This is a genomic window from Pseudomonas fakonensis, assembly GCF_019139895.1.
In the GTDB taxonomy this organism is placed as follows: Bacteria; Pseudomonadota; Gammaproteobacteria; order Pseudomonadales; family Pseudomonadaceae; genus Aquipseudomonas; species Aquipseudomonas fakonensis.
Map to the genome: position 1 here is coordinate 3,772,483 of NZ_CP077076.1, position 21,087 is coordinate 3,793,569.

At 64.8% G+C, this 21,087-nt stretch carries 24 protein-coding genes and 1 riboswitch; of the genes, 11 read left to right on the forward strand and 13 right to left on the reverse strand.

All coding sequences use genetic code 11. The features are described from left to right. Positions 1 to 9: 9 nt before the first annotated feature. From KSS94_RS16505 to KSS94_RS16520, 4 genes are read left to right on the forward strand one after another with little or no spacing between them, the layout of a single operon-like run. Positions 10 to 918: a metal ABC transporter substrate-binding protein gene (locus KSS94_RS16505; RefSeq protein WP_217839166.1), complete on the forward strand. Its 909-nt coding sequence runs from the start codon at positions 10 to 12 to the stop codon at positions 916 to 918. Further along, a complete protein-coding gene (locus KSS94_RS16510; RefSeq protein WP_217839167.1) occupies positions 915 to 1,661 on the forward strand; it encodes a metal ABC transporter ATP-binding protein in 747 nt (248 codons plus the stop codon). The genes KSS94_RS16505 and KSS94_RS16510 overlap by 4 nt, the downstream gene beginning before the upstream one ends. Beyond that, entirely contained in the window at positions 1,661 to 2,560 is a 900-nt protein-coding gene (locus KSS94_RS16515) for a metal ABC transporter permease (RefSeq protein ID WP_217839168.1), read from the forward strand. The genes KSS94_RS16510 and KSS94_RS16515 overlap by 1 nt, the downstream gene beginning before the upstream one ends. After that, positions 2,557 to 3,438, forward strand: a complete 882-nt coding sequence (locus KSS94_RS16520) for a metal ABC transporter solute-binding protein, Zn/Mn family (RefSeq protein ID WP_217839169.1) — start codon at positions 2,557 to 2,559, stop codon at positions 3,436 to 3,438. Before KSS94_RS16515 ends, KSS94_RS16520 begins: the two co-directional genes overlap by 4 nt. A 268-nt stretch (positions 3,439 to 3,706) precedes the next feature. Here KSS94_RS16520 and KSS94_RS16525 read toward each other — a convergent pair whose 3' ends face one another. From KSS94_RS16525 to KSS94_RS16550, 6 genes are all read right to left on the reverse strand, one after another. Next, positions 3,707 to 4,789 (reverse strand): DUF1615 domain-containing protein, encoded by a 1,083-nt coding sequence (locus KSS94_RS16525; RefSeq protein WP_437180018.1) that lies wholly within the window; start codon positions 4,787 to 4,789, stop codon positions 3,707 to 3,709. A 59-nt stretch (positions 4,790 to 4,848) separates the two neighbouring features. Beyond that, entirely contained in the window at positions 4,849 to 5,517 is a 669-nt protein-coding gene (locus KSS94_RS16530) for a hypothetical protein (protein ID WP_217839171.1), read from the reverse strand. Between the two features lie 77 nt (positions 5,518 to 5,594). Beyond that, positions 5,595 to 6,146 carry an isochorismatase family protein gene (locus KSS94_RS16535; protein ID WP_217839172.1) on the reverse strand — a complete coding sequence of 184 codons (552 nt, stop codon included), beginning with the start codon at positions 6,144 to 6,146 and terminating at the stop codon, positions 5,595 to 5,597. Positions 6,147 to 6,203: 57 nt separating this feature from the next. Further along, the gene (locus KSS94_RS16540) at positions 6,204 to 6,923 is read right to left on the reverse strand and encodes a thioesterase II family protein (RefSeq protein WP_217839173.1); all 720 of its coding nucleotides are present in this window, start codon (positions 6,921 to 6,923) and stop codon (positions 6,204 to 6,206) included. Positions 6,924 to 6,925: 2 nt separating this feature from the next. Continuing rightward, a complete protein-coding gene (locus KSS94_RS16545; RefSeq protein WP_217839174.1) occupies positions 6,926 to 7,144 on the reverse strand; it encodes an MbtH family protein in 219 nt (72 codons plus the stop codon). Between the two features lie 52 nt (positions 7,145 to 7,196). Continuing rightward, positions 7,197 to 7,454, reverse strand: coding sequence for a nucleotidyltransferase family protein (locus KSS94_RS16550; RefSeq protein ID WP_217839175.1), 258 nt, complete (start codon positions 7,452 to 7,454; stop codon positions 7,197 to 7,199). Positions 7,455 to 7,548: 94 nt separating this feature from the next. Between KSS94_RS16550 and KSS94_RS16555 the strand changes: the two genes are divergently transcribed. After that, positions 7,549 to 8,166: a LysE family transporter gene (locus tag KSS94_RS16555; protein WP_217839176.1), complete on the forward strand. Its 618-nt coding sequence runs from the start codon at positions 7,549 to 7,551 to the stop codon at positions 8,164 to 8,166. On the opposite strand, the gene KSS94_RS16560 is transcribed toward KSS94_RS16555, so the two are convergent. Further along, positions 8,163 to 8,564 carry a hypothetical protein gene (locus tag KSS94_RS16560; protein WP_217839177.1) on the reverse strand — a complete coding sequence of 134 codons (402 nt, stop codon included), beginning with the start codon at positions 8,562 to 8,564 and terminating at the stop codon, positions 8,163 to 8,165. The two genes, KSS94_RS16555 and KSS94_RS16560, sit on opposite strands and share 4 nt — an antisense overlap. Next, complete coding sequence (locus tag KSS94_RS16565; RefSeq protein ID WP_217839178.1) at positions 8,561 to 8,941, reverse strand: GFA family protein; 381 nt, start codon at positions 8,939 to 8,941, stop codon at positions 8,561 to 8,563. The genes KSS94_RS16560 and KSS94_RS16565 overlap by 4 nt, the downstream gene beginning before the upstream one ends. Before the next feature lie 158 nt (positions 8,942 to 9,099). Between KSS94_RS16565 and KSS94_RS16570 the strand changes: the two genes are divergently transcribed. Next, positions 9,100 to 9,255: a hypothetical protein gene (locus KSS94_RS16570; protein ID WP_217839179.1), complete on the forward strand. Its 156-nt coding sequence runs from the start codon at positions 9,100 to 9,102 to the stop codon at positions 9,253 to 9,255. Positions 9,256 to 10,036: 781 nt separating this feature from the next. Here KSS94_RS16570 and KSS94_RS16575 read toward each other — a convergent pair. Both KSS94_RS16575 and KSS94_RS16580 read right to left on the reverse strand, forming a co-directional pair. Beyond that, the gene (locus tag KSS94_RS16575) at positions 10,037 to 11,215 is read right to left on the reverse strand and encodes an integrase core domain-containing protein (protein WP_217839180.1); all 1,179 of its coding nucleotides are present in this window, start codon (positions 11,213 to 11,215) and stop codon (positions 10,037 to 10,039) included. 313 nt (positions 11,216 to 11,528) lie between these two features. Next, positions 11,529 to 12,713: a sugar transporter gene (locus tag KSS94_RS16580; RefSeq protein WP_217839181.1), complete on the reverse strand. Its 1,185-nt coding sequence runs from the start codon at positions 12,711 to 12,713 to the stop codon at positions 11,529 to 11,531. A gap of 208 nt (positions 12,714 to 12,921) precedes the next feature. Here KSS94_RS16580 and KSS94_RS16585 point away from each other — a divergent pair, with 208 nt between their 5' ends. Beyond that, on the forward strand, positions 12,922 to 14,238 hold the full coding sequence (locus tag KSS94_RS16585; RefSeq protein ID WP_217839182.1) for a YncE family protein: 1,317 nt from the start codon (positions 12,922 to 12,924) through the stop codon (positions 14,236 to 14,238). Positions 14,239 to 14,556: 318 nt separating this feature from the next. Here the strand turns inward: KSS94_RS16585 and KSS94_RS16590 are convergent, their stop codons facing one another. Next, positions 14,557 to 15,609 carry an NAD(P)-dependent alcohol dehydrogenase gene (locus KSS94_RS16590; RefSeq protein WP_217839183.1) on the reverse strand — a complete coding sequence of 351 codons (1,053 nt, stop codon included), beginning with the start codon at positions 15,607 to 15,609 and terminating at the stop codon, positions 14,557 to 14,559. A 180-nt stretch (positions 15,610 to 15,789) separates the two neighbouring features. On the opposite strand from KSS94_RS16590, the gene KSS94_RS16595 reads away from it, so the two are divergent. Beyond that, the gene (locus KSS94_RS16595) at positions 15,790 to 16,695 is read left to right on the forward strand and encodes an AraC family transcriptional regulator (RefSeq protein WP_217839184.1); all 906 of its coding nucleotides are present in this window, start codon (positions 15,790 to 15,792) and stop codon (positions 16,693 to 16,695) included. Between the two features lie 360 nt (positions 16,696 to 17,055). Here KSS94_RS16595 and thpR read toward each other — a convergent pair whose 3' ends face one another. Continuing rightward, entirely contained in the window at positions 17,056 to 17,598 is a 543-nt protein-coding gene (thpR, locus tag KSS94_RS16600) for an RNA 2',3'-cyclic phosphodiesterase (protein ID WP_217839185.1), read from the reverse strand. 147 nt (positions 17,599 to 17,745) lie between these two features. Between thpR and lpxO the strand changes: the two genes are divergently transcribed. From lpxO to KSS94_RS16615, 3 genes are all read left to right on the forward strand, one after another. Beyond that, entirely contained in the window at positions 17,746 to 18,645 is a 900-nt protein-coding gene (gene lpxO / locus KSS94_RS16605; protein ID WP_217839186.1) for a lipid A hydroxylase LpxO, read from the forward strand. A 135-nt stretch (positions 18,646 to 18,780) separates the two neighbouring features. Continuing rightward, on the forward strand, positions 18,781 to 19,125 hold the full coding sequence (locus KSS94_RS16610) for a carboxymuconolactone decarboxylase family protein (protein ID WP_217839187.1): 345 nt from the start codon (positions 18,781 to 18,783) through the stop codon (positions 19,123 to 19,125). Between the two features lie 204 nt (positions 19,126 to 19,329). Further along, the gene (locus KSS94_RS16615; RefSeq protein ID WP_217839188.1) at positions 19,330 to 19,899 is read left to right on the forward strand and encodes a GNAT family N-acetyltransferase; all 570 of its coding nucleotides are present in this window, start codon (positions 19,330 to 19,332) and stop codon (positions 19,897 to 19,899) included. Positions 19,900 to 19,995: 96 nt separating this feature from the next. On the opposite strand, the gene KSS94_RS16620 is transcribed toward KSS94_RS16615, so the two are convergent. Continuing rightward, positions 19,996 to 20,742 (reverse strand): outer membrane beta-barrel protein, encoded by a 747-nt coding sequence (locus tag KSS94_RS16620; RefSeq protein WP_217839189.1) that lies wholly within the window; start codon positions 20,740 to 20,742, stop codon positions 19,996 to 19,998. 125 nt (positions 20,743 to 20,867) lie between these two features. After that, a riboswitch (cobalamin riboswitch) is annotated at positions 20,868 to 21,074 on the forward strand. Positions 21,075 to 21,087: the final 13 nt, after the last annotated feature.

Sequence of the window (21,087 nt, forward strand, 5' to 3'; positions counted from 1 at the left end):
GACCTGCCCATGCTCCGCTTCGCCCGCGCCCTGGCGCTGCTTCTGGCCGCCACCCTGCCCGCCCTGGCCCTCGCCGACAACGGCAAGCCGCTGCGCATCGGCATCACCCTGCACCCTTATTACAGCTACGTGAGCAATATCGTCGGCGACAAGGCCGAGGTGGTGCCGTTGATTCCGGCAGGCTTCAACCCCCACGCCTACGAGCCGCGCGCCGAGGACATCAAGCGCATCGGCACGCTGGATGTGATCGTGCTCAATGGCGTGGGCCACGACGACTTTGCCGACCGCATGATCGCCGCCAGCGAAAAGCCCGGCATCCAGACCATCGAATCCAACGCCAACGTGCCGCTGCTGGCAGCCACCGGCATCGCCGCCCGTGGCGCCGGCAAGGTGGTCAACCCGCACACCTTCCTGTCGATCAGCGCCACCATTGCCCAGGTGAACAACATCGCCCGCCAGCTGGGCAAGCTCGACCCGGACAACGCCAAGTTCTACCAAGCCAACGCCCGCGCCTATGCCAAGCGCCTGCGGGCCCTGCGCGCCGAGGCCCTGGCCAAGGTCACCGAGGCGCCAGGTGCGACCTTGCGCGTGGCCACCATTCACGCTGCCTACGACTACCTGGTACGCGACTTCGGCCTGGAAGTGACCGCAGTGGTGGAGCCGGCCCACGGCATCGAGCCCAGCCCTGCGCAGCTGAAAAAGACCATCGACCAGCTCAAGGCGCTGGACGTGAAGGTAATCTTCTCGGAAATGGACTTCCCGTCGGCCTATGTCGAGACCATCCAGCGCGAATCGGGCGTGCGCATCTACCCGCTGACCCATATCTCCTATGGCGAGTACACCAAGGAAAAATACGAGGTGGAGATGAAGCGCAACCTCGACACCGTGGTGCAGGCCATCCAGGAGAACCGCGCGTGACCGCCGCCGCCAACTTCGTCAGCAGCCACGGGCCGCGCATCGAGTTCGAGGGCATCGACTTGACCCTGGGGCGCACGCGCATCCTGGAAAACGTGCGCTTCAGCGTCGCCCCCGGCAGCGTGCACGCCATCGTCGGCCCCAACGGCGGCGGCAAGAGCTCGCTGATCAAGACCTTGCTCGGGCAGATGCCGCACCAGGGCCAGTTGACCCTGCATTGGCCGGGTGAGCGCGAGGTGATCGGCTACGTGCCCCAGGCGCTGGAATTCGACCGTGGCCTGCCAATGACCGTGGACGACTTCATGGCCGCCATGTGCCAGCGCCGCCCGGCGTTTCTCGGGCTGTCGCGTCGCGTGCGCCCGGACATCGACGCAGCGCTGGCGCGGGTCGGCATGCTGGACAAACGCAAGCGGCGCATGGGTGCGCTGTCGGGTGGCGAGCGCCAGCGCGTGCTGCTGGCCCAGGGGCTGATCCCCGAGCCGCAACTGCTGGTGCTGGACGAGCCGATGTCGGCGCTGGACGAGGCCGGTATCCAGGTCTTCGAGCAGTTGCTGCACAGCTGGCGCCAGGCCGGCACCACGGTGCTGTGGATCGAGCACGACCTTGAAGCAGTGCTGCGCCTGGCCGACCGGGTCACCGGGCTGAGCCGCCAGGTGCTGTTCGATGCCCCGCCAGCCGAAGCCCTGACCCCCGAGCGCCTGCTCGGGTTGTTTTCCGTCCACCCGCGCAGCGAGAGCCTTGCCTGATGAATTACGACGCTTTCCGCGAAATGGTCCAGCAATGGGCCAGCGCGGGTTACCTGCCCGAGGCGCTGGCCTACGGTTTTGTGGTCAACGCCCTGCTGGCGGGCCTGATGATCGGCCCGGTGCTGGGCGGTTTGGGCACCTTGGTGGTGGTCAAGCGCTTTGCGTTCTTTTCCGAAGCCGTGGGCCATGCCGCACTGACCGGCGTGGCCATCGGCATCTTGCTGGGTGAGCCCTACACCGGCCCCTACGGCAGCCTGTTCGGTTATTGCCTGCTGTTCGGCATCTTGCTCAACTACCTGCGCAACCGCACCGGGCTTTCGCCGGATACGCTGATCGGGGTGTTCCTGTCGGTGTCGTTGGCCCTGGGCGCCAGCCTGTTGCTGATGCTGGCCGGCAAGATCAACGTGCATATTCTGGAGAACGTGCTGTTCGGCTCGGTGCTGACCGTCAGCGGCCAGGACCTGCTGGTGCTGGGTATCGTAGCCGTGCTGGTGCTGGCCCTGGCCGTGCCGCTGTACAACCGCATCATGCTGGCCAGCTTCAACCCGCAGCTGGCAGCAGTGCGCGGGGTAGCGGTGAAGACCCTGGACTACCTGTTCGTGGTGCTGGTGACCCTGGTGACCGTGGCGGCGGTGAAGGTGATCGGGGCGATCCTGGTGGGCGCCCTGCTGGTGATTCCAGCCGCTGCGGCGCGCCTGGTGAGCCAGTCGCTCAAAGGGTTTTTCTTCGTCTCGGTGGTGATTGCCACCCTGAGCACCCTGCTCGGCATTTTGCTGCCGATCGTTTTCGACCTGCCGGTGCCTTCGGGCGCGGCGATCATTCTGGTGGCCGGCATGTGCTTCGCCCTCGCCGCCCTGGCCCGCGCCCTCGTACCCCGCCTGCAAGGAAACCCGGCATGACCCCGATGCTCAAACGCCTCACCTTGACCCTGGCTTTGGCTGGCCTGCCAGCACTGGCCCAGGCAGCCGACACCCAGGTGCTGACCACCCTGGCGCTGACCCACAGCCTGGCCAGCGCGCTGCTGCAGGGCACCCAGGTGCAACTGACCCGCGCCGCCCCGGCCAACCTGCCCGCCACGCGCCAGCCGTCGTATTTCAGCGGCCGCGGCGGCGCCAGCCTGCACAAGGCGGCGCTCAAGGCCGATGCGGTGATCGGCGTGCGCTCGATCTGGCGCGACGACCCGCTGTACCCCATGGCCCGGCGCAGCAATATCCGCATTGTCGAGATCGACGCCGCGCGCCCGGTGGATGGCGCGCTGCCGGGCATCGCGGTCAAGGATGACGAGGCGTTCGCCGCCTACCCCTGGCTCAACCCGAGCAACCTTGGGCGCATGGCCGATGTGCTGGCCAACGACCTGGAGCGCCTGTCGCCTGCTGAAAAGCCGAAGATCCAGGCCAACCTGGCCACGCTCAAACGCCAGATGCTGGAGCTGACCGCCAGCAGCCAGACGCAACTGGCCGAGGTCGACAACCTCAGCGTGGTGAGCCTGTCCGAGCGCCTGGGCTACCTGGCCAGCGGGCTGAACCTGGATGTGGTGGAGCAGCCGTTGCCGGCCGATGACCAGTGGGATGAGGCGGCGCTCAAAGCGCTGACCGACAACCTCAAGGGCCAGGATGTGGCGCTGGTGCTGCACCACCGTCAGCCTGATGCGAAGGTGGCCGAAGCCATTGCTGCTGGCGGGGCGAAGCTGCTGGTGGTGGAGAGCGACCCGGAGGATACCGTGGCCGGGCTCAAGGCGAGTGTCGAGCAGGTAGTGAAGGCGTTGAGCCAGGGCTGAGCACCGACAACCCGCCTCCTATGGAGCAAATCACAACTCGTCGATTTAGCACGGTCCCTGTGGGAAGCGGCCTTGTGTCGCGACGGGCTGCGTAGCAGCCCCGGCAATCTTGCATGAGGCCGAGACCTAGGGGCTGCTGCGCAGCCCGTCGCGACGCAAGGCCGCTTCCCACAGAGACCGTGGAGCATCTGCAAGACCCGTTCTCTGCGCGACAGCGCAGCCCGAAAGGGCTGGGTGATCTCCTACAGGGATGAGGTACTTTTTACGATCAGCGCTTCATGCAGCGCTGGTAGCGCTCATCCACCCTGCCTGCAAACCACGCCGTGGTCAGCTTGCGGGTAATCTTCGGGCTCTTCAGCTCGATACCGGGCAGCACTGCCCTTGGCAACGCTTTACCGGCCTTGGCTTCGGCCAGGCGGAACACGCCTTGGTACAGGTCGGTCTCCTCCAGGGCCAGGCTGCCCTCCTTCTCCAGCTGCGAACGAATCTGCGGGTTGCGCAAGCCCAGCTTCGGCCCCAGCGTGCGCGCGGCGGTTTCAGTCTTGCCCGGCATCAGCGCGCCGGGGGCGATCAGGTCGCCGTCCAGCGCCAGCGCTGCACCGGTCACGCGGCTCAGGGCGGCCTGGAACGCCGCGTTACGGCTGGCGTACCAGCCGGCATTGAAGTCGGCGAAGCGGTACAGCGGGCGGTCATAGTGGGTGGGGTAACCCAGCAAGTGGGCGATGCCGAAGTACATCCCGCCACGGCGGCTGAACACCTCCTGGCGCACCGTGCCTTGGTAGTCGTAGGGGTAGCCTTTGCTGTGCTGCTCGGCAAAGTCGATGCTCACCTGCATCGGCCCGCCGGTGTGCACCGGGTTGAGCCCGTCCAGTAGCGTGCGGCCCAATGGCAGGCGGCCGATCACCTCGTCGTACAGGGCACTGAGCTGTTTCTCGCTGCGCACCGCCTGCAGCCGTTGCTGGTAGCTCTTGCCGTTGCTCGACGGGGTTTGCAGGGCGCCGTCCACCAGCAGTTTCGGGATGTGCAGGCGCGCGGCGCGGCGATCGATCTCTTCACGGGCGATGCGCCCCAGGTTGGGTACCTGCGGGTCGGCGTTGAAGGTGGACTCCTGCTCGGTCACCGCCAGCACGGCGCACAGGTTGCCCTTGCTCGGGGCCAGGCCCTGGGCCTGGAACGCCACCTGGATGTCCTCGGCCCAGCCCTCGCGGTCCTTGACCTGCGCCGGCAGCAGGCGCAGCAACTGGGCGCGGACCTTGGCAGGGTCCGCCTCGGGCGCCTCCTCGCGGTGCCCGACACAGCCCTGAAGCAGGCCCAGAGTTGCCACAGCCAACGCTGCAAACCGCCCATTCATCATTCACGCCCTCCACTTTGCATGGCGTAAGCCTAGCGGTGGCGGGCGCGCACTTTCAATCAGCAGCCGGGTTTGCTCAGCTCGGTACCCAGGGTAACGGCTGTGGCCTGCACCTTGGCGAACGCCTGCAGGGCCTGGGCATCGAAGGTACGTTCGCAGTTGAAGCGCGTGTCCGTGACAAAATCGTCGCCCTTGGCCTGGGTCATGGCTTGCGCCCAGTCGCTTGCGGCTTTGATCGGCGCATCGTCCACCAGCTTGGCTTCCACCAGCACCTGCATGAAACCGATGGCCCGCGGCCCTTCCCACAGGCCATACACCGACGGGTCGGCAGCATTGCCGCACAGTTGCAGGCAGTCGGCGTAGAACTCGATGCCGCCACCGCCCGTGGACTGGTCCAGCGCCCCGAAGGTCAGCGGCTGGCCGGCCTTGGGCGCAAAATCACCGATGAAACTGTGCAGGTCGGCCTTGCAGGTGGGCGACAGCTCAAGGCGCAACTCGCTGATGGTGCCGCCGGCGGCGTTGGCCGTGATGTCGCAGCCCTGCACCTTGTAGCTGTGGCTGTCGCCATTGCTGGTGCGGGCAACGCCGGCCTTGGATTCGAAATAACGCAGGTTGGTGCCGAGCATGTCACCGTTGAACACCTCGGCAAGCTTGGCGGGGGCAGCCAGTACCTGCGGGGCAAGGGCGCAAAGGGACAGTGAGGCGAACAGCATGACGCGGGTCTTCATGGCAACTTCCTGTAGGGGGTAATGAAATCCGCCTGCACTTTAAAACACCGCGTAGCACTAAGCCATCACTGCTGCCCTCAGGGCTGCTCACCGACCAGGTAGGTCTTGCTGATATGCCTGAACTGCGGGTGGCCGGCGCTGCCCATCAGCTCGAACAGCACCATTTCACGGGTGACGATATGCGCCCCGGCGTCACGCATGCGCGCCAGGCCCGCCGCCTTGCTGGCGGTGCTGCGGCTGTCGCAGGCGTCCTCGACCACAAACACCTGCTTGCCCAGCTCGCGCAGGCCAAGCACGGTCTGCAGCACGCAGACGTGGGTTTCCATGCCGCACACGATCACCTGTTCGCGGGCCAGCAGGCTGGCCGGCAGGCACTCGGCAGCAACGCAGGAGAAATGCAGTTTTTCGACAATTTCAGCAGCAGGCGCAGCAGCCTTCAACGCCTCGAGGGTGTGGCCCAGGCCTTTGGGGTATTGCTCGGAAATGACCGTGGGCAACTCGAGGACGGCGGTGGCGGCCAGCAGCCAGCGGGCCCGGGCGGCGGTGCCGGCGGGGTCGCTCATGGCGCCAATGAGTTTTTCCTGGATGTCGACCACCAGCAGCGTGGCGTTGGATGAGTCAATCAGCATTGTCTGTGCCTTGCCTGTGAAAGCCTCTAGCCTCCCCCAGGCAAACGCAGGCGTCAATCAGGCACTGAGCCGGTGCGGCTCGAGGGTGGCGCCGAGCAAGCCCAGCACCGCGTCTTCATGTTCATGGATGAAGAAGTGCCCGCCGGGGAACATGTCCAGGCTGAACGGGCCGAGGGTTTCCTTGCCCCAGGCCTGCAACTGCTCGGGATTCGCCCGGTCGCTTTCGCCACCCAGCACATGCAGCGGGCAATGCAGCGGCGGGCGCTGGCGGTAGGCGTAACGCCCGCACAGCAGAAAGTCCGCGCGCAGCACCGGCAGCGTCAGGTTCATCAGTTCCTCGTTGGCCAGCACCTCTTGCGGGGTGCCACCCAGCTTGCGCAGCTCGGCCTTGAGCTCGGCGTCGCCCTTGGGTTCGCGCCAATTGGCGCCGTCGTAGTCCTCACGACGGGTCGGCGCCGCCGTACCGCAGGCGAACAACGCCACCGGTGGCGGGCAGCCCAGCGCTTGCAGCTCATGCGCCAGTTCGAAGGCCAACAGCGCCCCTAGGCTATGGCCAAGCAGCGCATAGGGCGCACCAGCGACCAGGCGCTGCTCATCGGCCAGCTTGCGCGCCAGGGCCTGCATGTCGGTGAAAGGCTCTTCGCCCAGTCGCGCACCGCGCCCAGGCAACTCCACCGGGCGCACCTGCAGCCAGGCTGGCAGCTTGCGCCGCCAGCGGCTGTAGACCATGGCGCTGGCCCCTGAGTACGGCAGGCACAGCAGGTTCAACGTGGCCACGGTCACTGCGCCGCGGCTGCCATCTGCTGGCGCAGGCTCAGCGGGCGCATGTCGGTCCAGACTTCGTCGATGTAGGCCAGGCAGTCTTTTTTCAGGCCGCTCTTGCCCACCGCGCGCCAGCCGTTGGGGATGGCCTTGTAGTCGGGCCAGATGGAATATTGCTCTTCGTGGTTGACCACTACCTGGAACACGATGTCGTCGCGGTCGAATACGGAAGTCATTGCCTGTCTCCTTGGATGATGTGGGCCGAACGCGCCGGGCGCGGGGCGGCTATCAGGAAGACGAAGCAGGTGCGCAGGAAATTAACCGAGCATGAGCAATGGCGGCCTGGATGGCGGTACGGGCCTGGGGGCTGTTCTTCCAGCAGCTGGAGCCCACCAGGCTGGCAGCGGCCTTTACGATATCCCCGGCGTCGGCTTGGGCCAGTTGCGCAAGGCTGTGGTAGCCCAGTTGCTCCAGGCGCTGCAGCACCGTCGGGCCGACGCCCTTGAGCGCCAGCAACTGGCTACGCTCGTATTCGTTGAATGCCATGGTTCACCTCCGTGTGAGCTGCGGCTTTGCAAGTGGCGCGGATGATGGCATATATCAACGCCTGACTGCCAACCTGCCCCAGGAGACCTCCCCCATGCTCGGCGTGACCGATTACGGCGCTTTCGTGATTGCCTTCATCATCCTGCTGGCGATCCCGGGGCCTGGCAACTTTGCCCTGATTACCGCCACCGGCAAGGGCGGCATCAAGGGTGGCCTGGCCGCCACCTGCGGGGTGATTCTGGGTGACCAGGTATTGATGTGGCTGGCGGTGGCGGGCGTTGCCACGCTGCTGGCGGCGTACCCGGCGGCCTTCCATGTGGTGCAGTGGGCCGGCGCCGCTTACCTGGCCTGGCTGGGCCTGCGCATGGTACTGAGCAAGCCCGGCGCGGCGCCCCGGGAAAGCAGCATGAGCAATGGCCGCTACCTGCGCCAGACCATGCTGATCACCCTGCTCAACCCCAAGGCGATCATGTTCTACATGGCGTTCTTCCCGCTGTTCATCGACCCGGTGAAGCACCAGGGCATGGTCACCTTCGCCTTCATGGCGGTGACCGTGGCCACGGTCACCTTTTTGTACGGGCTGGTGGCGGTGCTGCTGACCCACCACCTGGCCGAACGCATGCGCGCCAACCCAAGGGTGAGTAACGTGCTGGAGCGGTTGGCGGGGGCTTGCCTGGTGGGGTTCGGCATCAAGCTGGCGGCAATGCGCTAGGCGTCACGCAACAGGTCGTGGGCATCCAACAGGCGGAACGCCACCTGCGGGTTACGCTCCAACCCCCGGCGAATCGCCGCCGGAATAGACTGCCGGGTCTTGCGGCAAAGCCCCGGTAGCGCCTCCAGTTCGATGACGATGCCGCGCATGGTGCGTACCTCGTTGTAGCCGGGGGCGATGTGCACGCGCAGGCCGAGGTTCAGGTACATGCGCTGCTGCAGGCGCTGCAGGTCTTCGAGGTCTTTGAGGTTTTCCAGGCGTTCGAGCAGGCGCTTTTCTTCCTCACGCGTCAGTAGCAGGATGCGCTGCACCTCTGCCGGGCCTTCGAGCAGTTGCTCACGGCCGCAGTCACAGGCGCCGGGTGGGCATGGGTGGCGTTGAAGGGGTTGGGTGGTCATGGGGCAAGAATAGCGCCCCACCAGCGTGGCCGCGAGGGGGTGAACGAATGGCTCTGCGGGCGCAGGGTCGGGGCGCTCTTGCGGTCGAAGCTGCCCAGCAACAGTGCCACGGTGGGAGCGTCGTCGATGGCGCCAATTGAGCTGCCGCAAACGGGGCAGAACCCCCGGCTGGAGTGCTCGGACGACCGGTACAGGCTGGGCGCCCCGCCCTCCCCGGTCCAGTGCACCGCCATCTTGTCGAACTCGACCCAGCACAGCGTAAGGCTGCCGGAGTGGCGCTGGCACAGATGGCAGGAGCAGGTGTGGGGAAAGCGCGGTGTGCCGCTGGCACGAAAGCGGATTCGGCCGCACAGGCAACCGCCGTGGAAGGTGGGCATGGGATGACGTCCGGGCTATGGGGGCAGCCGGGACGGTAGCCCAAGGGGCTCAGGTGTAAAGGTTGAAAGTGTTACTGCGCAATGCCATACACACCGCCGCCGGATGCAACTGCTAAAGTGCGCGCCCTCTTCCTTGCGGCTATGACGGAACAGTCTCCATGTACAAGATGATCGAGTTTATGGCGGTGGTGGTGGTTTGCACGGTCATTGGGGTGCTATGCGAACAGTTCGGGGTGAACAAGTACCTGAAGTGGCTGCTGATGGCGCTGCCGGCTGTAGTTTGGGTGCGGTTGCGTAATCCGTTTTTGCGGTAGGGGGTGGTTTGGTGCCTGGCTGCCGGGGGGCGGGCGGGGTCATAGGCCAGGGTGATTGCTTTTGGAGATGTATGCGCATTCGTTGACGATAGCGGCTTTTAGTCACCTTTCCGCCCTTACGGCGGGTAACTTTTTGAGGGATCAAAAAGTCACCAAAAAATCCCTGCTCCCATCATCCGGCCCCCTACGCTGCGCTCCGGGGGTTCCCTCGCTCCGGGCTTGCTCCGGAGGTACGCGCCGACGGGCCGTCCCTGGCCCGATCAGCGCTCGACCGGCATCCATGCCGGTCGCCCTCCTACGCAATCCCTGCGCTCGGCCTCCTGAAGTCGCGATTTGTGTTGTCTGAACTTCCGCGCGCTTAGAAGCAAGATCAAGAGCCAGATCAAGAGCTGGGATGTTGGTTTGATTGTTATTGATGTGTTGTTTGTTCTGACGCCATCGCGGGGCAAGCCCGCTCCCACGTTATAACTGCATACGACCAACTACGTGGGAGCGGGCTTGCCCCGCGATCAATTCCTGAGTTCCCACAGTGGCAACTAGCGGTTAGCTGCGCCAGCCCAGGCGCCGCCACTAACTTCGCGACTTCAGGAGGCTTCACTGCGGGATTGCGTAGGGGGGCGACCGGCATGGATGCCGGTCGAGCGCCGATCGGGCCAGGGACGGCCCGTCGGCGCGTACCCCCGGAGCAAGCCCGGAGTGAGGGAGCCCCCGGAGCGCAGCGCAGGGGGCCGGATGAATGGAGCGTGTACGGGCCACCCACATGGGTTACACAAAAGTTCACTCACATAGGTGACAACACCTGAAGTGTTACATAACCATCATCGGCATCTCGCTCATCGATCCTGCCGAGAATGATTGGGCCGAAAATAACATCCCACACCCCATCCCCGACCTGCTCCAGCCCAATGGTCTGATGCTTGAGCACGTAACCTACGTAGATCCTCAAACCCCGACGGTTGACGATGCCACTTCGATCAGCTGGCAGACTCTCGATATGACTGGGGTAAGTCATTTCAGGTAGTTTTTCCGGGAACGGGCGTGGCGAAGGCTGATAGCAGGACGCTGGTGTTTTCTGCTTCAGTGCTTCGTGGAGCCGCTCGTAATTGTAGTGCTGCCGGAAGCGGTCGAAGTGCCGTTGTTGAGCCTCCCAAGCCACTGCGGGAGGTGACGGAAGCGTACTTTTGAGTGTTCGGTGCATACGCTCGTGCCGACCATTTTGCTCCGGTCTGCCAGGCGCAATACGTTCAGGAATAATGCCCAGGCGCAGCCACCAAATGGACAGCTGGGAGAGCCCCGCACGCCCTTTGCTGGCAAACGGCACGCCGTTATCGGTTCGGATACGTTCAGGTAGCCCGTTCTCGCGAAAGACCTCAGTGAACACAGCCTGTGTCTCCAGGAAGTTCGTGTTGGCCATACTGTGGCACGCAAGCAAGAAACGACTGGCGTGATCCATGATCGTCAACGGATAGCACCAGACCCCAGCGCCTGTCAGAAACTGGCCTTTGTAGTCCGCACTGAATAGCTGATTGGGCGACTCCGCTTTTTCCAGCGGCTTGGGATAGACCGCCACACGCTGGCGCAGGCGTCGCGGCTTGATCAGCTCGGCCTTCTTGAGGATGTTGTAGATCGTTGTCTTGGAAGGGGGCGCCTCGTCAGGAAAACGCTCCTGTAAAGCTGCCTGGATTTTCTTGGGGCCAGGCTCCGTCTGGCCCTGACCACGCAATTCGATGATGGCCTCACGAACGGCGACGGGCGCAACCCAATCTTGCGTCAGCCGACGACGGCTGCGTTCCTCCAAGCCTGGCGGACCATCGTTCTCGTAACGCTCTACCCATTTGTAACCGGTCTTTCGACTGATCTCGTAGGCCTCGCAAAGGGCGCTGAAGCTAGGCGCCCCATGGAGATAGTCCGCGATGAAAAGCAATTTCATGTCCATAGGTTTCAGCTCTCGCCAAGGCATGGTCAGACCCTCGAAAAACCGACCATGCCAGTTAAAAACTGTTACCTATGTGCGTGAACTGATTTGTCACCTATGTGGGTGAGTCATACCAGCGAGCATTTTTTGCTTACTTTTTGATGCTTCAAAAAGTGAGCCGCCGTAAGGGCGGAAAGGTGAATAAGCGTCACTACAAATAATGAATGCACATAAAACTTTCAAAACAAACAACAGCGCACATCGCAATATACAAGCCACCTCACAAAGACCCACCGACCTTCAATCATGAGCATCTGTGGGATCCTCGGCGCCAGCCTGCAATGAGGCCGGCGCCCATCTAACGCAACCGCCGGCTACCGGCCAACGCCAGCGCCAACCCGGCCAACGCCACACCGCCCCCCGCCAGGCCGATATCGGCCACGCCCAATTGGCTGCTGACAATGCTGCCCAGCAGCGCGCCGCCGCCGATGCCGATGTTGTAGATGCCCGAGAACAGCGCCATGGCCACGTCGGTGGCATCCGATGCAAGCTTCAGGGTCTTGGACTGCAACGACAGGCTAAAACTCAGGATCGCCACGCCCCACACCATGCTCAGGCCAGCGAACAGGTAGAAGTTGCCTGAAAGCGGCAGCAGCAACAGCAGGCACGCGGCCAGCGCGCCGATGGCGCCCAGCAGAAACCCATGGGGGAAGCGCTCGCTGTAGCGACTGAACAGCAGCGAGCCGAACACCCCCGCACCGCCGAACAGCAACAGCAGCAAGGTGGTGCGCTCGCCGCCGATCTGCGCCACATGCAGGGCGAACGGCTCGATGTAGCTGTAAGCGGTGAACTGCGCGGTAATCACCAAAGTCACCAGCAGGTAGGTGATGACCAGCGCCGGGCGCTTGAACAGGATCGGCAGGCTGCGCAGCGAGCCCGAGTTCTGGCTGGGCAACAGCGGCAGCGACTTCATCAGGCACAGCATGGTAGCCAGCGCCACCCCGGCGATGCACAAAAAGGTCACCCGCCAGCCCAGCGCCTCGCCCACCACCCGCCCCAGCGGGATACCCATGACCATCGCCAGCGTTGTGCCGGTGGCCAGCAGCCCGAGGGCCTTGGCCTGCTGTCCCGGCGGCGCAACGCGCACCGCCAGCGACGCGGTGATGGCCCAGAACACCGCGTGGGCCAGGGCGATGCCGATGCGGCTGACCAGCAGCATGGCAAAGCTCTGCGCCACCCACGACAGCAGGTGGCTGACGATGAACACCAGGAACACGAACAACAGCAGGCGCCGGCGCTCGACGTTGCGGGTCATCAGCATCATCGGCAACGAGGCCAACGCCACCACCCAGGCGTAGATGGTCAGCATCAGGCCCACCTGGGCGGTGCTCATGTCGAAGCTGCGGCCGATGTCGCTGAGCAGCGCCACCGGCACGAACTCGGTGGTATTGAAGATGAACGCCGCCAGGGCCAGGGCGATGACGCTCAGCCAGCTGCCGGTGCCGGCGGTGGGCGGCATTGAGGTGGGGACCGGACCATTCATGAAAAACGCATTCCTCGCAGACAAGGCAACAGCACGCGCATCGACAGCCAGCCTGGGGCTTGGGCGAGGCACGTTTGGTTATTAGTAGGATGCAGCCATGGTACGCATCAACCCCGGGCCTCACAACCTCGCCGGTGGACGGAGTACCATGCACGCTTTTGTGGCACGACTGCCAGCAACAACGCGGAACAAGGAGCCCGATCCGCCCATGGACAAGCAACACCCGCAGCAGCAGTGGCGCGAGGCCGTGCTGGCCTATGCCGAGGCGATCAACCTGTATGTGGCGCAAGGCCGCGAGCAAGGTTGGGACCACCTCGAAGAACCTGCCACCCCCGACACCGCGCACCTGCTCGACGCCTGGCGCGCGGCGCTGCTGGCGATCAACCGGCCAGGCACTGGTGAGCAGCAGCGCCAGCTGTTTCGCGAGGCCTGGCCGCCGGCGCACCTGCCGCTGCTGCCACTGCTCGAAGAACAGGCCCAGGGGGTTGACCAGGTGCTGCTGCTCGGTGACGGCAGCCTGCTGGCACGCATCGGCAAGCCGTTCGAAAAGGGCCAGGTGCTGCGCCTGGATGGCGTCGCGGTAACCCCGGTGATCGGCGTCGAGTATTTTGGCCGCTGCCCGCAGCGGCGCTACTACGCCCTGGCCAACAGCGAGGGCGTGCGCGTGACCGATGGCTGGGGCGGCCCGCTGGTGGCCCGCCTGCCCTGGCCCCACGGCCTTGAAGGGCTGCCTGAAGGCTTTCCGTTCGAACCCCTGGACATGCCGCCGCGCCCTACCGCGCTGCTGCCCTTCCCTGACGGCCAGCGGGTGCTGCTGGCCAGCAGCGACGGCATCTTCGTGCTGGCCGCCGACGGCGCCACCCGCCTGCTGCCCCGCGCCGAAGACATCCTCGAGGAGCTGGACGCCGGCACCGACCCGGACGACGTCGGCCTGGGCCTGTGCATGCAGCACGTGGCGATGTCGCCGGACGGCCGTCTGATCGCCCTGGGCGAGCAATGCGGCCGCCACCTGGTGCTGGGCGAACAACTGCAGCGCCTGGCGGTGGTCGGCCCGGCCAGCGAGTACCCGCATTTTGCGTTGTTCAACCGGGCGGGTGACCAGTTGCTGCTCAACGCCTGCCACTTCTACCACGGCGCCAGCGTCGGGGTACGGGTGGCCGACCTGCCGGGGCTGGACACCGAGCACTACAGCGAGGATACGCGCACGCCCGTGCTGCAGGACGGCGCCCGGCTGTATGCCGGGGTGGCGCGCCAGGGCGAGTACATCGTTGGCGATGCCCATGGTTACTTGCGCGCATTCGGTGAGTACGGGGCGGAACACTGGCAGCACTTTCTGGGTTCGACCATCAGCGCCATGGACATCAGTGCCGATGGGCGCACCTTGGTGGCGGCCAGTTATGCGGGGTTCATTTCGGTGATTGCCCTGGATACCCGGCGGCCGGCATGGCAGATCGGTACCGGTGCGCATGGCGAGGTGCGGCGCTGGGTATGCTGGAAGGGGTTCGAGCGGCCGCTGGCTTGGTAAGGCCACTGGATGACACGGACGTCGCCCCTGTTCGCGGTGATTCGACCTCCCACAAGCCCAAGGCAAACCTTGTACCTGTGGGAAGCGGCCTTGTGTCGCGATGGGCTGCATAGCAGCCCCAGCAATCTTGCATGATGCCAAAATCCTGGGGCTGCTATGCAGCCCATCGCGACACAAGGCCGCTTCCCACAGGGACCGTGTTAAATCAATCCGTTGTAGTTTGTTCCATGAAAGCCGGCTTGCCGGCGATAGGGCCGTCAGGTCTGTTCAGACAGGCCCGGCCTCATCGCCGGCAAGCCGGCTCCTACAGGGGTGGCATCAGGCTTGTAAGGTAGCCATGTCGATAACGAAGCGGTACTTCACATCACCCACGATCATGCGCTCGTAAGCCTGGTTGATGTTGCGGATGTCGAGCATCTCGATATCGCAGCTGATGCCGTGTTCGGCGCAGAAATCCAGCACTTCCTGGGTTTCGGCGATACCGCCGATCAGCGAACCGGCCAACACCCGACGCTGCATCACCAGGTTGGCGGCATGCACCGGCGGCTCGACCGGCTCGATCAGGCCCACCAGAATGTGCACACCACCGAAGGTGAGGGTTTGCAGGTAGGGGTTGAGGTCGTGCTGCACCGGAATGGTGTCGAGCAGGAAGTCGAAGTGCCCGGCGGCAGCGGCCATCTGCTCGGCGTCGGTGGACACGATCACATGGTCGGCGCCCTGGCGGCGGGCCTCTTCGGCCTTGCTTGCCGAGCGGGTGAACAGGGTCACTTCGGCGCCCAGGGCCTTGGCGAACTTGATGCCCATGTGGCCCAGGCCGCCCATGCCCAGTACGCCGACCTTGTGGCCGGGGCCCACGCCGTGCGCCTTGAGCGGCGAGTAGGTGGTGATGCCGGCACACAGAATCGGCGCGGCGCTGGCCAGGTCCAGGCCTTGCGGTATGCGCAGCACGAAGTGCTCGCTGACCACGATGCTGCTGGAATAGCCGCCCATGGTGTTGCTGCCGTCGACCCGGTCAGGGGTGGCGTAGGTCATGGTCGGGCCGGCGAGGCAGTACTGCTCCTCATCCTGGCTGCACGCGGCGCATTGGCGGCACGAATCGACCATGCAGCCGACACCCACCAGGTCGCCGACCTTGTGGCCGGTAACCTTCTCGCCCACCGCCGTGACCCGGCCGACGATCTCGTGGCCCGGCATCAGCGGGTACACGGCAATGCCCCACTCGTTGCGCGCCTGGTGGATATCGGAGTGGCACACGCCGCAGTAGAGAATCTCGATGGCCACGTCGTCCGCGCGCGGGCTGCGGCGCTGGAAGGTCATGGGGGCTAGGGGGCTGGTGGGGGTCTGGGCGGCGTAACCAATTGCGGTATACATGGGGGCACCTCGGAAAGTGAAACGGTTCAGGTGGCGCCATTTTCCGCGCAGGTACGGCCCGCGCCCACCGCCGATTCTCCGGCATGCATGCCTGATTCTCCGGAACTTCGCATGAGCATCTGGCGTACAACGGTGATTCTGCGAAAATTGCACTGTCCGATTCTCTGCCCCAGGTAGACCATGCAACTGACCCGTCACGTGGATGCCAACGCCACGCTCTGCTCGCTGATCCGCAGCCTCGCCACCCGCCCGGGCTTCGTGCCGACCGCCCTGCCCCAGGTGCAGGTGCTGACCTGGGACCACTACGTGGCCAGCAGCCCGCAGATCTACGAGCCGAGCCTGATCATCCTCGCCCAGGGCAGCAAGCTGGCGCGCCTGGGCCCGCGCACGCTGGAATACGGCGCCGGGCATTACCTGGTGCAGGCGCTGTCGGTGCCGTTCATGTGCGAAACCTTCGCTACTGCGCAAGCGCCGTTGCTGGGGGTGGCAGTGGACATCGACCGCACCCTGCTGGGCGAACTGGTGCAGAGCATGCACCTGGCGCCGGACGCCGCGGTGCAGGTACAGACCCCGCAGTCGATGAGCTCGGCGGCGCTGGATGCGCCCATGCGCGACAGCGTCGAGCGCCTGCTGCAGTGCCTGCAGGACCCGATGGACGCCAGGGTGCTGGGCCCGGCGCGGGTGCGCGAGGTGCTCTACACCGCGTTGCGCGGGCCCCAGGCCGGGGTGCTGCGGGCGCTGGTGGAGCAGCAGGGGCACTTTGCCCGTATCGGTGCGGCCATGGCCTACCTGCGTGCCCACTACGCCGAGCCACTGGGGGTGGAGGAGCTGGCCAGCCGCGCCAACATGAGCGTGTCGACCTTCCATGAGCACTTCAAGCGCGCAACTGACCTGGCGCCGATGCAGTACCTCAAGCGCCTGCGCCTGCTCAAGGCGCAGCAGATGCTGATCGGCGAACGGCTGGGGGTGGCGCAGGTGGCGCACCGGGTAGGCTACCAGAGCACCTCGCAGTTCAGCCGCGAGTACAAGCGCGAGTTTGCGCGCAGCCCGGGGGAGGAGCAGCCGTATCAGAGCTTGCCGGTTTGAAGGAACTGGGGGAGTAAGGGCTGACAGGTGTTCGCCGACAATGTTTCAGCGCCTGTGAGATCGAGCGCCGCCCGCGCGGCGCATCGCCGGCAAGCCGGCTCCTACAGGTTTGTTTCGGGCCAGTTATTCCTATGCAAGTACCGGCGCCTGCCTTGGTGCATGTCTTGAGTCATGCGCAGCGGCCAAGGCGCACATGCCGAAATCTCGTTGTACCAACAAGGCGTACCCTGGTACCGGCACAGGAGAGACTGGCCCGAAACAAACCTGTAGGAGCCGGCTTGCCGGCGATAGGGCCAGGCCCGGGTAACATCGATCTGTGGCCTGGCACCGGCGTTGCCGGCTCCTACAGGGATGTGCAGGCTAACCAAGTGCCCACTCGGCCAGCGGCCAGTACTGCCCCTTGCGCGACTCATACAGAGTGAAGTGCCGGGCGCTGAGGAAGAATTCCGGCGCCTCCCCGGCCTCTGGTGGCTGGCCGCGGTAATCCCGCGACAGCGTCAGGTGCGGCCGGTATTCACGGTTGCCAACCTGCACCCCCAACGGCAACAGCGCCTGCTGCAAGCCATACACCAACTGCAACAGGGCCGGCGGCGTGTGCTCCGGGGCCAGCAGCAAAGCCCCGGGCCGCGGCCACACCTGCAGCCGGTCGAGCAGCAGCCGCAACGGCGCCGCTGGTCGCTCCAGACGTTCGACCGCCGCGCAGATCGCCGGTACCTGTCCGGCATCGACATCGCCCAAAAACAGCAAGGTCACATGAAAGTTGTCGGCCTGCACCGGCTTGCCGCTGCGCAAGCCCAGCCCGCGGCGCCAGCGGGCCAGTTCGCGGCGCTGGGCATCGCCCACCGGCAAGGCGAAGAACAGCCGCTTGAAGGGGGCGCCGCAGGGGCGTGGGTCTTGGGCCATGTGCTGCTCCTTGGTTGAAACGGTTGCGCAAGCTGTAGACCATTGCACCTAAGTCGCCAGGAATTTCCTTAACAAGACTGACTGCGAAGTTTATGCTGGCGGGCTTAAGCCATGGCGCATGGCCATTTTTTCGACAAGTAAACGTCCATGAAAATTGCACTCGTACTGATCTTCGCCCTCTCGATCGCCTATGTTCACCTGCGCGGTCGGGTTCGTCACAAGCTCACCCGCCAGCTGGGTGACCATTCCAGCTTCCTCGCCCCGGTCAACAGCTTCCTCTACCTGTTCTCCAAGCAGCCGGCCAAGCCGTACCTGCCGGTGGAGGCGTTCCCCGAGCTGCAACCGCTCAAGGACAACTGGCAGGAGATCCGCCAGGAAGCCCAGCAACTGCTGCACGCCGGCGAAATCAAGAAGTCCGACAATTATGACGACGTCGGTTTCAATTCGTTCTTCAAGACCGGCTGGAAGCGCTTTTACCTGAAGTGGTACGGCGAGAGCCACCCCTCGGCGATGAGCCTGTGCCCGCGCACCACCGAGCTGCTGCAAGGCATCGGCACGGTCAAGGCGGCGATGTTCGCCACCCTGCCGCCGGGCGCCAAGCTGGTACGTCACCGCGACCCGTACGCCGGCTCCTACCGCTACCACCTGGGCCTGGATACCCCCAACGACGACGGCTGCTACATCGATGTCGACGGCGAAAAGTACTCGTGGCGCGACGGCGAGGCGGTGATGTTCGACGAGACCTACATCCACTACGCCGCCAACACCACCGAGCACAACCGCATCATCCTGTTCTGCGATGTCGAGCGCCCGCTCAAGTACCGCTGGGCAACCGCCTTCAACCGCTGGTTCAGCCGCAACGTGATGGCCGCAGCCGCCGCGCCGAACGATGCCAACGACAAGACCGGCGGCATCAACCGCCTGTTCACCCGCATCTACAAGATTCGCGAGCGCGGCAAGGCCATGAAGAAGCGCAACCGCACCCGCTACTACCTGGAAAAGTGGGCCGTGGTCGCCGCGCTGGTGCTGGTGTTCATCTACATCTGACCCGCCGCTTCTTGCAGGAGCCGGCTTGCCGGCTCCTGCAAGGGGTGCTGCAAACGCAGCACAGCCACACAAGACGCCCTGCGCAACCTCGACTAGCCTGAAAGCTCCTGTTGCCAACCTGACAAGGTGAAGACGATGAGCATGATGGACTGGGACGCCTACCGTAAGCAGTTGATGGCCGGTATCGGCGACCTCAAGCACCTCTCCCCCGACACCGTGGCCGGCTACATGACCGCCAGCGGCGCCGGCGCCAAGACCAACCACCTGGACGCAAAAACCCGCGAACTGATCAGCCTGGCGGTGGCGGTGACCACCCGCTGCGACGGTTGCATCGCCGTGCACTCGCAGCAGGCGGTCAAGCATGGCGCCACCCGCGAGGAAATCGCCGAGGCCCTGGGTGTAGCGGTGGCGATGAATGCCGGCGCGGCGCTGGTGTATTCGGCCCGGGCGTTGGATGCGGTGGGCAAGGCTGGGGCGTGATCGGCACAACCCTGTGGGAGCAACTGCCTTGTGTTGCCTTTACCGGCCTCATCGCGGGCAAGCCCGCTCCTACAGGGAGCGCATGGCCTTTCAGACCTGCGCTGTACCTGTAGGAGCCGGCTTGCCGGCGATGAGCCCGAAACAAGCTTGCACCTGCCCGCCACACCGCCCAGACTTGCCTGCCCAGCCCGCGCAGGTAGCCGCATGATCCACATCCGCCCCATGACCCCGGACGACTTCGACCGTTTCTGGCCAACGTTCCAGGCCATCGTCCAGGCCCGCCAGACCTACGCCTTCGACCCTGCCCTCGACCAGGAGCAGGCCCGCCAGCTGTGGCTGCAAGCGCCCCTGCATACCCTGGTGGCCGAAGAAGACGGCGAGCTGCTCGGCTCGTACTACCTCAAGGCCAACGCCGCCGGCCCCGGCGGCCATGTGGGCAATTGCGGCTACATGGTCTGCGAGCACGCCCGTGGCCGTGGCGTGGCGCGGCTGATGTGCGAACACTCGCAAAAGCTCGCGCGCCAGGAGGGTTTTCTGGCGTTGCAGTTCAATTCGGTGGTGGCCAGCAACGAGGTGGCGGTGGCGCTGTGGCGCAAGCTTGGTTTCGACACGGTCGGGCGTTTGCCCAAGGCCTACCGGCATGCCCAGCTTGGGCTGGTGGACTGCCTGGTGATGTACAAGTGGCTGGCCGACGAGCCGGTGGTGGAAAAGCCTGCGCTGCTGATCGGGCGCAAGAACATCGAGGCGCGGGTGTCGCGACGGCGCGGGCGGTGATGTCCTTTAGCGGCCCTGTCGCCGGCAAGCCGGCGCCTACAGGAATGCGCAACATCTTCGTGCAGGAGCCGGCTTGCCGGCGACAGGGCCCTGTGATCAGAACACCAACCCGACCTTCACGCCAAACTCGTCACGCTTGAGCTTGTTGTTGTCCAGCACCGGCGAATCGCCATCGACCTTGTATTCGGTGCGGGTGTAGTACACCCCGGCCTGCACCGGCATGCCGCCCTGCTGGTTCATCAGCAAGGTGACTTCGGCGTAAGGGTTGGTGCGGTCCTTCATGTCGACGCTGTCGCTGCCGAAGTCGTCCACCTTGATGCGCGCACGGCCGTCGAGGGTGTGGCGGGCGCCCACTTCGACACGCAGGGTCGAGGTGTCGAACTGGTGGTTGTAACCCAGCGCCGCCTTGGCAAACGGCGACTTGTAGGTCAGGCGGGTGTCGAGGTCGTTGATCTCGGGCTCGAAGCGGGTCCAGCTGTAGCCACCACCCACGCTGACATCGACGAAGTTGCGCGCATCCAGCGCAGCGCGCCAGCCCAGGTCCAGCTCGGCCTGGGCCTCCTTGAGCTTGTTGTCGTTTTTCTTGCCGTACTTGGCCTCGGCCCCCAGCTGGTAGATCAGCCCGGACTCGGCAGTCATCTTGTTGCCGAAGCTGGCGAACACACCGCCCTGGCCCAGGTGCTCCTTGTCCGAGCTGCTGCCGCCTTCGAACTTGAAGCTGTCGTACGCCCCCAGCAGGCCGAAGGTGAACAGCGGGTCGGTGCTCGGTGCGGCACTGGCGGCCAGGGGCGCGCCCAGCAGGGCCAACAGGCAGGCGTGGCGCAGCGGGTTGCGGATGAACATTGGCAAAAGTCTCCATGACGTAGGTGAATGACAAACCAGCCGTTCGAGACACCGTCATTGGGAAAAGTTCGGAAAGAAATCAGTAAAAACTGCTAAACCATTGCTCCGTCACACTTTTGGTGGTCAGATGCGCGCCAGTTTCAGGTGCCCTGCGCCGCCGTGCGCAGGGTGAAACGGGAAGCCGGTGCGTCGCTTTTTTGCGACAAGTCCGGCGCTGCCCCCGCAACGGTAAGCGAGCGAACCCTTCGACACACCACTGTGCCTTGGCATGGGAAGGTGAAGGCTTCACGACCCTCGCAAGCCCGGAGACCGGCCTGAAGCCTTACTTGGCAACCCGCGGTGGGC